Source organism: Actinomadura geliboluensis (assembly GCF_043197915.1).
In the GTDB taxonomy this organism is placed as follows: Bacteria; Actinomycetota; Actinomycetes; order Streptosporangiales; family Streptosporangiaceae; genus Spirillospora; species Spirillospora geliboluensis.
Genome location: NZ_JBICUA010000002.1, coordinates 155,310 through 167,430, shown reverse-complemented (window position 1 = coordinate 167,430; position 12,121 = coordinate 155,310). Strand labels below are relative to the sequence as shown.

At 73.6% G+C, this 12,121-nt stretch carries 8 protein-coding genes; 4 read left to right on the top strand and 4 right to left on the bottom strand.

Translation table 11 applies throughout. The annotated features are described in order from the left end of the window. Nucleotides 1–118: 118 nt before the first annotated feature. The 3 genes from ACGFI1_RS06320 to ACGFI1_RS06310 all read left to right on the top strand — a co-directional run bounded on the left by ACGFI1_RS06320 (nucleotide 119) and on the right by ACGFI1_RS06310 (nucleotide 2,821). Nucleotides 119–472: a YciI family protein gene (locus ACGFI1_RS06320; RefSeq protein ID WP_135655624.1), complete on the top strand. Its 354-nt coding sequence runs from the start codon at nucleotides 119–121 to the stop codon at nucleotides 470–472. Nucleotides 473–627: 155 nt separating this feature from the next. Continuing rightward, nucleotides 628–1,806 (top strand): RNA polymerase sigma factor, encoded by a 1,179-nt coding sequence (locus ACGFI1_RS06315; protein WP_392784549.1) that lies wholly within the window; start codon nucleotides 628–630, stop codon nucleotides 1,804–1,806. Nucleotides 1,807–1,879: 73 nt separating this feature from the next. Beyond that, nucleotides 1,880–2,821 (top strand): threonine/serine dehydratase, encoded by a 942-nt coding sequence (locus ACGFI1_RS06310; protein WP_392783624.1) that lies wholly within the window; start codon nucleotides 1,880–1,882, stop codon nucleotides 2,819–2,821. A gap of 17 nt (nucleotides 2,822–2,838) precedes the next feature. Here ACGFI1_RS06310 and ACGFI1_RS06305 read toward each other — a convergent pair whose 3' ends face one another. The 3 genes from ACGFI1_RS06305 to ACGFI1_RS06295 form a co-directional block, all read right to left on the bottom strand. After that, complete coding sequence (locus ACGFI1_RS06305; RefSeq protein WP_392783621.1) at nucleotides 2,839–5,385, bottom strand: DUF7824 domain-containing protein; 2,547 nt, start codon at nucleotides 5,383–5,385, stop codon at nucleotides 2,839–2,841. A 43-nt stretch (nucleotides 5,386–5,428) separates the two neighbouring features. Next, nucleotides 5,429–6,754 (bottom strand): serine hydrolase domain-containing protein, encoded by a 1,326-nt coding sequence (locus ACGFI1_RS06300; RefSeq protein WP_392783619.1) that lies wholly within the window; start codon nucleotides 6,752–6,754, stop codon nucleotides 5,429–5,431. 131 nt (nucleotides 6,755–6,885) lie between these two features. Next, a complete protein-coding gene (locus ACGFI1_RS06295) occupies nucleotides 6,886–7,884 on the bottom strand; it encodes an RNA polymerase sigma factor (protein ID WP_386875480.1) in 999 nt (332 codons plus the stop codon). Nucleotides 7,885–7,979: 95 nt separating this feature from the next. Here ACGFI1_RS06295 and ACGFI1_RS06290 point away from each other — a divergent pair, with 95 nt between their 5' ends. Next, nucleotides 7,980–8,600 carry a TetR family transcriptional regulator gene (locus tag ACGFI1_RS06290; RefSeq protein WP_392783616.1) on the top strand — a complete coding sequence of 207 codons (621 nt, stop codon included), beginning with the start codon at nucleotides 7,980–7,982 and terminating at the stop codon, nucleotides 8,598–8,600. Between the two features lie 60 nt (nucleotides 8,601–8,660). Here the strand turns inward: ACGFI1_RS06290 and ACGFI1_RS06285 are convergent, their stop codons facing one another. Beyond that, nucleotides 8,661–12,038: a pyruvate carboxylase gene (locus tag ACGFI1_RS06285; protein ID WP_301175375.1), complete on the bottom strand. Its 3,378-nt coding sequence runs from the start codon at nucleotides 12,036–12,038 to the stop codon at nucleotides 8,661–8,663. Nucleotides 12,039–12,121 lie beyond the last annotated feature (83 nt).

The window sequence follows — 12,121 nt, the reverse complement described above, 5'->3', positions numbered from 1 at the left end:
TCCATGCTCCGAAGAAAATCCGAAAAAAGTCGATCCGGGATGTCGATCCGCCCTCCCCCTCTTCGACGCGCCAGTGAAGGCTGGGGATGACCCCGGACACCGACCACAGGAGGCAGCCATGCGATTCATGATGATGACCACCGACACCGGCCCCGACACCGCTCCCCCGGACGAGCGGATGCAGCAGGAGATGGGCGAGTTCATCGCGGAGATGGCCAAGTCGGGGGTGCTGCTCGCGACCGGCGGGCTGGAGCCGGACGGCACCCGCATCAGCGCGGTCGACGGCAAGATCACCGTCACCGACGGCCCGTTCGCCGAGTCGAAGGAGGGCGTCGTCGGCTTCGCGCTGATCGAGGTCCGCACCCGCGAGGAGGCGATCGAGCTGTCCAAGCGGTTCTACGGGATCGTCGGGGGCGGCGAGGGCGTCATCAAGCAGGTGTTCGGCCCGGACGACCCCTACCCGGGGCAGTGACCGCGCGCTGAGCTTGCGCGGCGGCCGGTGCGGATGCTCTCATCGGCGGCGTGACGGCTTCGAGAGGGCCCGATGGGCACGCGCCCGGCGTGCGGGCGAGCGTCGACGCGGTGTGGCGGCTGGAGTCCGCGCGCATCATCGGCGGCCTCGCGCGGATGGTGCACGACATCGGGCTCGCCGAGGAACTCGCGCAGGACGCGCTGGTCGCCGCGCTCGAACAGTGGCCCGAGTCAGGCGTCCCGGACAACCCGGGCGCCTGGCTCATGGCCGTCGGCAAGCGCCGCGCCATCGACCGCATCCGCCGGCAGCAGCGCTTCGCGCACAAGCTGGAGGAGATGGGCCGCGACCTGGAGAGCCAGGCGCCGCCGGAGCTCGACGTCCCGGACGAGGGGCACATCGAGGACGACGTCCTGCGGCTGATCTTCACCGCCTGCCATCCCGTGCTGTCGGTGCAGGCGCGGGTGGCGCTGACGCTCCGGATGCTCGGCGGCCTCACCACCGACGAGATCGCGCACGCGTTCCTGGTCTCCGAGTCGACCGTGGCGCAGCGGATCGTCCGGGCCAAGCGGACCCTGGCGGACGCCGGCGTGCCGTTCGAGGTCCCGCAGGGCGACGACCGCGCGGCGCGGCTGTCGTCCGTCCTGGAGGTCGTCTACCTCATCTTCAACGAGGGCTACGCGGCCTCCGCGGGCGACGCCTGGGTGCGGACCGACCTGTGCCAGGAGGCGCTGCGCCTCGGCCGCATCCTCGCCGAACTCGCGCCGGGCGAACCCGAGGTGCACGGGCTCGCCGCACTGATGGAGATCCAAGCGTCCCGGACACGCGCGCGCACCGGGCCGTCCGGCGAACCCATCCCGCTCTTGGAGCAGGACCGCGCCCTCTGGGACCGGCTCCTCATCCACCGGGGCTTCGCCGCCCTGCTCCGCGCCAAGGCCATCGGGCAGCCTCCCGGCCCTTACGTCCTGCAAGCGGCCATCGCCGCCACCCACGCGCAGGCCCTCGCCGCCGAGGACACCGACTGGACGCAGATCGCGTCCCTCTACGAGATCCTCGCGAGCGTCGCCCCGTCACCCGTCGTGGAACTGAACCGGGCGGTCGCGGTCGGCCGGGCGCACGGCCCGGAGAAGGGCCTGGAGATCACCGACGCGCTGCTGGACGAGCCGTCGCTGCGCGGCTACCACCTGCTGCCGAGCGTCCGCGGCGACCTGCTCGAACGCCTCGGCCGCCGGGAGGAGGCCCGGGAGCAGTTCGAGCGCGCCGCGGAGCTGACCCGCAACGCTCCGGAGCGCGCGGTGCTCCTCGACCGGGCCGCCGCGCTCGGCGACACGGAGTGACGCCGCTCCCGGCCGCCCGACGCGTCGTCATGCGCCAAACTGGGATTGACCGCTGAGGCCGGGAGGAAGATCGATGATCGCTGAATCGGACGTCCGGGCGGCGGCCCGCCGCGTCGCGGGCCGCGTCCGCCGCACGCCGCTGATCGAGGTCGACCCGGCCCCGCTCGCGCCCGCCGGGCGGATGTGGCTGAAACTCGAACTCGCCCAGCACACCGGGTCGTTCAAGGCGCGCGGCGCGTTCAACCACGTCCTCGCCGCGCGCGACGCGGGGCGGCTCCCGAGCGCCGGCGTCGTCGCCGCCTCCGGCGGCAACGCGGGCCTCGCGTTCGCGTACGCGGCGGCGGAGACCGGCGTGCCCGCCGAGGTGTTCGTCCCGGAGACGGCGCCGGCGGTGAAGGTCGCGCGGCTGCGCGCCCTCGGCGCCGCGGTCGTCCAGGTCGGCACGCGGTACGCCGAGGCGCAGGACGCCGCCCTCAAACGCGCCGCCGACACCGGCGCGCTGTTCTGCCACGCCTACGACCTGCCGGAGGTCTGCGCCGGCCAGGGCACCCTCGGCCTGGAGATCCTGGAGCAGACCGGCGGCGAGGTCGACACCGTGCTGCTCGCGGTCGGCGGCGGCGGCCTGATGGCCGGGGTCGCCGCGGCCCTCGACGGGCGGGCCCGCGTCGTCGGGGTGGAGCCGGCGACGATCCCGACGCTCGAACGCGCCCTGCACGCCGGCGGCCCGGTCGACGTGGCGGTGTCCGGGGTCGCGGCGGACTCGCTCGGCGCCACCCGGCTCGGCGACATCGCGTTCGCGGTCGCGTCCCGCACCGGGGTGCGGCCCGTCCTCGTGTCCGACGAGGCGATCATCGAGGCGCGCCGCTTCATGTGGGACGAGTACCGCCTGGTCGTGGAACACGGCACCGCCGCCGCGGTCGCCGCCCTACGCGCCGGCGCCTACCGCCCGTCCCCGGACGAGCGTGTGCTGATCGTCCTCTGCGGCGCCAACACCAACCCCTCCGACCTGGCCTGACGCCCCGGCACCGAGCCCTACGGAGCGGCGAGGTGGGCGGACAGCGCGCGCGCCTCGCGGACGACGTTGGACGTCCCCTTGCGGGCGGCGAGCTGCTCGACCTGCGGGACGGGTCCGCGGGTACCGGACCAGCGCGCGGTCTTGAGACCGAGGGCGAGCAGGCGGTCGAGGGAGTTCACCGGCCGCTCGCCCGGCCCGGGGCACAGGACGGGCAGGGCCGCGGCGATCGCCGTCCAGACCTCGGCGTGGGCGCCCGCGTCCGCCGCGCGGTCGAGCGCCTCGATGATCCGCACCGGGCGGATCTCGCCGGCGCGGACGAGCCCCCCGATGTGCCGGCCGAGAGCGGCGGCGGGCAGGTCGCCGCGGGCGGCCATGGTGAGCAGCGCGTCACCGGCGGCCCCGCCGCGCCGTCCCCCGAGGTGGCGGGCCAGGTGGTGGGCGATCGCCTCGGCGAACGGCCCGTTCCCCGCGGTGAGTCCGGTGAACTCGCCGATCGGCGCCCCGGAGCCGAACCGGCCGCCGGGAAGGTGCGGGAGGACGTGCGCGGCGACGACCTCGGGATGGGAGGGCAGCTGCCGCGCCCAGTCGTGCCGGTAGAAGCCGTGCCGCCCGCCGGAGTACATGGGCGGTGCCGTGAACACCGCGTCGACCAGCGGCAGGCCCGTCGGCGGGGCGTCGATCACGGGCTGTGCCCGGCCCTTCACCAGCGGGCCCATCGACACCTCGGGGACGGGCAGCCCGCCCTCGGCCAGCCAGCGCGCGGCGGTGCGCCCGGCGGGCGTGGTCAGCGCGGACGCGCGCCGCACGGCGCCCTGCGCGATCTCGCGCGGCAGCCGCAGCAGGGCCTGCTGGAGGTCGGCGGGCCCCGGTTCGACGCCCGCGGACCGCAGGATCTCCAGCCGGTCGACGAGCGCGTCCGGGGCGATGTGGCCGGTCGGCTCGGTGGGGGTGGCGAGCAGCAGCGGCGGCGGCGTCCCGTCCTCGATGGCCGCGGCGATCTCCGCGCACCGGGACAGCAGGATGATGTGCGGGGACGCCCCGCCCTGGAGCGCGGGCAGCCGGTGGCGCCAGTCGGCGGGCACCGGACCGGAGCCGGTCAGGAGACGGGCGGCCGCGTCGAGCCACTGGCTCGGCCAGGTCCAGTACCGCTCGTCCGGCCCCGGATACGGGTCCGGCCGCGGACCGTCCGCGAACGCGGCGCGCAGGCGGCCGGCGTCCTCTCGGGCGAGCCGGGCGAACGCCACCAGGACCGGTTCGATGATCGGCCATTGGAGGTGGTGGTCGGCGAGCGCCGCCACCAGTTCCGCCGGCCGGTCGATCGGGTCCGGGAGCGGGGGAGGCGGGTCCGGCGGCGGGGGCGAGACGAGGACGGGCGGCGGGCCGTCGTCCGGTTCGGGTTCGGCGACGGTGCCGCCGAAGCGTGCGGCGGCCTTCGCGCCGAGGTCCGGCGGCAGCAGCGGAACGGCGTCGGCGAGCACGGCCGCGTCCGTACCCTCGGGAAGCTTGAGCGCGATCCCGACCGCGCGCTCCTGGACGGCGTACGACTCGTGCCCGAACGCCCGCGCGAGGGCGGCGGCGCAGGCGCCGGCGAGTTCGGGCCTGTCCCCGAGGGTCGCGCGCAGCCACGTCAGCCCTGTGTTCACAAGCCCCGACTCCGCGCGGAAGAGCACCCCGTCCAGCGCCTCCACCACGTGCCGGGACGGCAGCTCCTGGGGCTCCATCAGCAGGCCGAGCGCGAGGTCGGCGACGGTGCCCGGCGCGACGGGCAGCAGCCGGACGTAGTCGCGGGCGTGGTCGAGGATCTCGCGTTCCCGCGCGGCCGGGTCGGCGGGCATGAGCAGGCCGTGCAGGCGGACGAAGAAGCGCAGGTCGAGGACCGTCCCGCCGCGCAGGAACCGGCGGACGCAGCCGTCCAGCAGCATCCGGCGGTCGACCGCGCCCCGCTCGGCGAGCGTCGCCAGCGTCCGCGGCCAGGACGAGTCGTCGCGCAGTTCCCGGCCGACGCCGGCGGCCTCGAAGACGCGCGGCAGCAGGAGCGGCAGCAGCGGATCCTGCGCGCGGGGCGGCGCGGACGACACCCAGCCGACGACGAGCGGATCGTGGTCGGGCGGTTCGATGCCCGTCTCGGCCAGCAGCGCCAGGACGAGGTCGAGCCCGATGTACCGGGGGCCGCGCAGCCGGAGCGTGAGCCGGCGCGCGAGGTCGGCGAGCCAGGCGTCGTCGCGGTCGGCCCACATCTCCATCAGCAGGCCGGTGTCGTGGTGGCCGCCCGACCAGCGGGAGTTGAACTCGCGGCGGGTCAGCCAGGCCGCGACGGCGGAGGCGCCGCCCAGCGCGACGGCGCCCGCCGCGCGGAAGGAGGGCGCGAAGTCGTCGATGTCCTCCCAGAGTTCGCGCCGGGCGCGGACGGCCGTGACGTGCCCCGGCAGCGCCCTGGCGACCGCGCGCCGCCCGGCGGCGTCCAGGTCGCGGACGGCGGCGGCGACCGCCCCGGGGTTCCGATCGTCGATGAGGGCCGCGATCTTCTCCCAGGCGGGGTCGTCCATGTCGGTCGCGCTCGGCATGCCGGGAAAGCTAGACGTTCCCACCGACATTCGGCGTCGGCGATCAGCGCACGGTTCGCGCGAACTGGAGCGGCAGCAGGCGGAGGGGGGCGCCGGGGGTTGTCGTTGCCGTTGCGGGGCGGGTGCCGCAGAGGGCCTCCACGACGTGGGCGGCGAGCGCGTTGTCGATCGGGTGCGGGACGGGCGCGCCGTTCGCGTCGAGCTGCTGGTACTTCATCAGGTTGAAGGCGACCGAAACCTGGCGCGCGCCGCCGGCGGACGACAGCGCCTGCGTGCCTGCGCCGAAGACGGCGCCGTCGTGGCCCCAGAACGTCCCGCACGGCAGGTCGAGCGCGTAGAGGCCGAGGCCGTAGTCCATCAGGACGTTGCCTTCGGCGTCCTGCACGGGGACGGTGCGTTTCATCTGGGCCAGCGCGTCCTTGCCGATGATGCGGCCGGTGAGGAGCTTGCGGTAGAAGCGGTTGAGGTCGTCCATGGTGGAGACCAGTGCGCCCGCCGTCCATGCCCAGCTCATGTTGTAGACGCTGTAGTCGCGTGGGGGCTGCACGTGCTGGTACAGCGATTCGTACATGCGCGGGTGGGGCTCGGCGATCCAGGGTGAGGACGGGAAGTAGGTGTCCTTGAGCCCGGCCTTCTCGATGACGTTGCGGGTGATGTACTGCTCCGCCTTGGTTCCCGTCACCTTCTCCAGGAGCTTCCCGGCGATGATGTAGTTGGTGTTGGAGTACGACCAGCGCTCCCCCGGCATCCCGGTGCGCGGTGCCTGCACGCCCCACGCGATGAGCTGGTCGGGCGGAACGTTCCGGAAGCGGTAGTCGTCGAGGCTCTTCGGCGACAGCTCCGTCCACGATGGGAACGCCGTGCCGACGTAGTCGCCGATCCCGCTCGTGTGGTTCAGCAGCATGCGGACCGTGACCTGGTCGCCGAGCCGCCCCGGAAGCAGGCCCGGCAGATAGTGCCCGACCGGCACGTCCAGGCCGATGCGCCCCTTCTCGGTTTCTTGGAGGACCGCGGCGGCGACGAACGACTTGGTGATGCTGCCGACCCGCTGCCGCATGCCGGGCGTGACCGGGCGGCGCGTGCGCGCGTCGGCGACGCCGGACGCGCCGTCCCACGCGGTGCGCCCGTCGCGCGCCTGGGAGAAGAGCCCGTACATGCCCGCGTCGCGGGTGGCGTCCAGGGTGGCGCGCAGCTTCGCGGCGTCGAACGCCACGGTCGGCGGCCGCAGCGTCGTGGTGGACGTGGGCGGGGTCGCCGCGGGGGCGGTGGACGCGGTGCCCGGTCCGGCGGCCCGCGCAGGGGCCGGAACCGCCAGGAGCGCCAGTGCCACGGCCGCAGCCGCGGCCCGCCCGAACCGCCTCGCCATCATCCCCAACTCTCCACGCACCCCAGGACGTCCAGAGAAAAGTGTCCTCGGCGATCAGCCGCTCTGTCATCCCAATACGTGAGAATTCAACGGCCCGGTTCACCGGGTGAACCGGGCCGCACTCGGGGTCCGCCTCAGCCGAGCAGGTCGGCGAGGGTCTCCCGGCGGGACGGGTGGCGCAGCTTGTGCATGCCCTTCGACTCGATCTGCCGGATGCGCTCGCGCGTCACCCCGTAGACCTTGCCGACCTCTTCGAGCGTCTTCGGCTCGCCGCCGGACAGCCCGAAGCGCATCGAGATGACGCCGGCCTCGCGCTCGGTGAGCGTCTCTAGCACCGCGTCCAGCCGCCCGCGCAGCATGGAGGACGCGACGACGTCGGCGGGGTCGCCGCCGTCCGGGTCCTCGATGACGTCGCCGAGCTCGCCGTCGCCGTCCTCGCCGAGCGGGGTGTGCAGCGACAGCGGCTCGCGGGCCTGCCGGCGCAGCCACTCCACCTTCTCGGGGGTGATGTCCAGCTCGACGGCCAGCTCCTGCGAGTTGGGCTCGCGGCCGAGGTCCTGCATCATCCGCCGCCGGACGCGCGTCATCCGGTTGAGGACCTCGACGACGTGCACGGGGATGCGGATGGTGCGGCTCTGGTCGGCCAGCGCGCGGCTGATCGCCTGCTTGATCCACCAGACGGCGTAGGTGGAGAACTTCAGGCCGCGGCGGTACTCGAACTTCTCCACGGCGCGGATCAGCCCGAGGTTGCCCTCCTGGACGAGGTCGTTCAGCGGGAGGCCGTGGCCCATGTAGCGCTTGGCGAGCGACACGACGAGGCGGAGGTTGGCCTCGACCATGTGCTCCTTGGCGCGGCGCCCGTCGGCGGCGATCCACTCCAGGTCCTCCTTGTCCTGGAGGGGGAGGTCGTCGCCGAGGGTCTCGAGACGTTCGCGGGCGAACAGGCCGGCCTCGATGCGCTTGGCCAGGTCGACCTCCTGCTCGGCGGTGAGCAGCGGGGTGCGCCCGATCCGGGACAGGTAGTCCTTCATCGGGTCGACGAGGTTCACGGTCGCGCGGGGGGACGCGCTGGGCGCGTGGCTGGCGTTCAGGGCGGTGTCCTTTGCTCGTCCGGCCGGGAGGGAACGGGTCACCCGATCTCGGTACCCGTCTGCCTTGCGACATAAACTTAGGACGAACCTAGAGATGTGTCAATGACAAACTTAGGTCGGTATGCAATGATGTCCGCATGGGACTGCGGGAGATGAAGAAGCAGCAGACGAGGCAGAACATCTCGAACCAGGCGACGCGCCTCTTCCTGCGGCACGGCTTCGACCGGGTGACGATCGCCGACGTCGCGGCGGCGGCGCAGGTCGCGAAGATGACCGTGACCAACTACTTCCCCCGCAAGGAGGACCTCGCACTCGACCTGCACGAGGAGTTCACCGGCCTGCTCGCCCGCACGGTCGCCGGCCGCGCCCCCGGCGAGTCGGCACTGGCCGCGCTGCGCCGCGCGTTCCTCGCCGCCGCCGACCGGCAGGATCCGGTCATCGGCTTCTCCGGCCCGGACTTCGCCCGCATGATCGTCGAGAGCCCCGCGCTGGTCGCCCGCCTCCGCGAGTTCCACGAGGAGCGCGAGGACGCCCTCGCCGCCGTCCTCGCCGAGGAGACCGGCACCGCCCCCGGCGACCCCCTCCCCCGGCTGGTCGCCGCCCAGCTCGGCACCGTCCACCGCTTCCTGTTCCAGGAGACCCTGCGCCGCACCCTCACCGGCGAGAGCAACGACGAGATAGCCGCCGCCCTCACCAAGACGGCCCGCACCGCCTTCGACCTGCTGTCCCCGTCCCTCAACGACTACGCGGTGCGCTAACGCACAGCGGGGTCTTGCGGCACCGCCAGTGCGCCGCAAGACCCCGCTGTTGTGTTCGGGTTAAGCCTCCTGGATGACGAGGAGGAGGTCGCCCGCCTGGACCGGCGTGGCCTCAGGGACGGCCAAGCGGGTCACGGTGCCGGCCACGGGCGCGGTGATGGCCGCCTCCATCTTCATCGCCTCGATCGTGGCGACGACGTCGCCGGCGGCGACCGTGTCGCCCTTGGACGCGCGGAGGGTGACCGAGCCGTCGAAGGGCGCGGCGACGTGGCCGGGTTCGGACGGGTCGGCGCGCTCGACCGGCGGCGCGTCCGAGACCACGGACTTGTCGCGGACGGACAGCGTGCGGAGCTGGCCGTTCACCGTGCAGATGACCTGCCGGACGCCCGCCTCGTCGACGTCGCCGACCGCCTCCAGCCCGGCGAGCACGCGGACGCCGGGTTCGAGGTCGAACGCGACCTCGTGCCCGGTGCGCAGGCCGTAGAGGAACGGGCCGGTGGGCAGCACGGAAAGGTCGCCGTAGGCGGCGCGTGCCTCGCGGTAGTCCTTCGCGGGGCCGGGGAAGAGGAGCCGGTCGAGAGTGTCGCGGACCTCTGGCCCGGCCAGGGCCTTCTCTTCGGCGCCGTCCAGTTCGGCCCTGGGCGGCGTGTAGTGGCGTCCGGCGAGCGCCTTGGTGCGGAAGGGCTCGGGCCAGCCGCCCGGCGGGTCGCCCAGTTCACCGTTGAGGAACCCGATGACGCTGTCGGGGATGTCGTAGCGCTCCGGGTTCGCGGCGAAGTCGTCGGGGTCGGCGCCGGCGGCGACGAGGTGCAGGGCCAGGTCGCCGACGACCTTGCTGGACGGGGTGACCTTCACCAGCCGCCCGAGGATCGCGTCGGCCGCCGCGTACAGCCGCTCGATCTCCTCGAAGCGGTCGCCGAGGCCGAGCGCGACCGCCTGCTGCCGCAGGTTGGACAGCTGCCCGCCCGGGATCTCGTGCCGGTAGACGCGTCCGGTCGGCGACGGCAGGCCCATCTCGAACGGCGCGTACAGCTTGCGGACGGCCTCCCAGTACGGCTCCATGACGGTCAGCGCGTCCAGGTCGATGCCGGTCGCGTGGTCGGTGAAGTCGGTCGCGGCCACGATCGCCTGGAGGGGCGGCTGGCTGGTGGTGCCCGACAGAGGCGCGGCGGCGCCGTCGACGGCGTCGACACCGGCCTCGATGGCGGCGATGTAGGTGCCGATCTGCCCGCCGGCCGTGTCGTGGGTGTGCAGGTGGACGGGCAGGTCGAACCGCTCGCGCAGCGCCTTGACGAGCGTGCGCGCGGCGGGTGCGCGGAGCAGGCCGGCCATGTCCTTGATGCACAGGATGTGGACGCCCGCCTCGACCAGCTGCTCCGCGAGCCGCAGGTAGTAGTCGAGTGTGTAGAGGTTCTCGTTCGGGGACGAGAGGTCGCCCGTGTAGCAGAGGGTGCCTTCGACCAGGGCGTGGGTCTGGAGGGCCGCGTCGATGGCCGGACGCATGGCCTCGATGTCGTTCAGGGCGTCGAACACACGGAAGATGTCGACGCCCGTACTGGCCGCCTCCTTCACGAAGGCCCGCGCCACAGAGTCGGGGTACGGGGTGTAGCCGACGGTGTTGCGGCCCCGCAGAAGCATCTGGATGCACAGGTTCGGGGCGGCCTCGCGGATCGCGGACAGCCTGTCCCACGGCGACTCACCGAGGAACCGGAGCGCGACGTCGTACGTCGCCCCGCCCCATGCCTCGATGGAGAGCAGCTCAGGGGTCATTCGGGCCAGGTAAGGCGCGGCGGCGAGCAGGTCGTAGGTGCGTACTCGCGTCGCCAGGAGTGACTGGTGTGCGTCCCGGAACGTGGTGTCGGTGACGGCCAGGGCGCTCTGGTTGCGGAGCTGCTCGGCGAACGCGCGCGCGCCGAGGGCGAGGAGGCGGTCCCTCGACCCTTCTGGGAAGGGGGCGTCCATGTTGAGCGGCGGCAGCTTCGTCGACGGGTCCAGGTCGGTAGGCGCGTCGCCGTGGGGCTTGTTGACGGTGACGTCCGCCAGGTACCGGACGAGCCGCGTCGCGCGGTCGCCGCTGGACCGGGCCGTCAGCAGCTCGGGGTGGTCGGCGATGTAGGACGTGGTGACGCCGCCCGCGCGGAAGTCGGGCTCGTCCAGCAGCGCCTGGAGGAACGGGATGTTCGACGCGACGCCGCGGATGCGGAACTCGGCGACGGCCCGGCGCGCGCGCCGCACCGCCTCCTCGAACGTCCGGCCGCGGCAGGTCAGCTTCACCAGCAGCGAGTCGAAGTGCGGGGAGATGATCGCGCCGCCGTAGGCGGTGCCGGTGTCGAGCCGGACCCCGGCGCCGCCCGGCGAGCGGTACGCCGAGATCTTGCCGGTGTCGGGGCGGAAGCCGTTCGCGGGGTCCTCGGTGGTGATGCGGCACTGCACGGCGAAGCCGCTGACGGTGACGTCCTCCTGCGCGATGCCGAGGCCGGGGAGCGTCTCGCCGCCCGCGATGCGCAGCTGGCTCTGCACCAGGTCGACGCCGGTGACCTCCTCGGTCACGGTGTGCTCCACCTGGATGCGCGGGTTCATCTCGATGAACACGTGCTCGCCGCGGTCGTTCACGAGGAACTCGACGGTGCCCGCGTTCTCGTAGCCGATCTCGCGGGCGAACCTCACCGCGTCCTCGCAGAGGCGCTGCGCCACGACGGGGTCGAGCCGGGGCGCGGGCGCGATCTCCACGACCTTCTGGTGGCGGCGCTGCACGGAGCAGTCGCGCTCGCGCAGGTGGACGATGTGGCCCTCGCCGTCCGCGAGGACCTGCACCTCGATGTGGCGCGGCCGGTCCACGGCCTGCTCCAGGAAGACGGTCGGGTCGCCGAACGCGCTCTCCGCCTCGCGGCGCGCGGTGTCGACGGCGGCCTCCAGCTCGTCGCGGTGGTCGACGCGGCGGAGCCCGCGCCCGCCGCCGCCGGCCGCGGCCTTGACGAACAGCGGGAAGCCGACCTCGTCGGCCGCCGCGAGCTCCTCGCCCGGCGCGGGGGTCGCCGAGCGCAGCACGGGCAGGCCCGCCCGGCGCGCCGCCGCGACCGCCTCGATCTTGTTGCCGGCCAGCCTCAGCACGCGCGACGGCGGGCCGACGAACTTGATCCCGTTGCGCTCGCACGCCTCGGCCAGCTCGGGGCTCTCGGACAGGAACCCGTAGCCCGGGTAGACGGCGTCGGCGCCCACCCGCAGGGCGGTCTCCACGATCCCGTCCACGTCGAGGTAGGCGCGGACGGGGTGGCCGTGCTCGCCGATCTCGTACGCCTCGTCCGCCTTCTGCCGGTGCAGGGACAGCCGGTCCTCGTGCGCGTAGACGGCGACGCTGGCGATGCCGAGTTCGTAGGCCGCGCGGAAGGCGCGCACGGCGATCTCGCCCCGGTTGGCGACGAGCAGCTTTCTGATCAACGTATCTCTCCCAGGAGACGGCACGGGCGCGTCCGCCCGCACCCGACGGTCTCCTGGGGCTCCACGCTGAGCCGCTCTGAGGC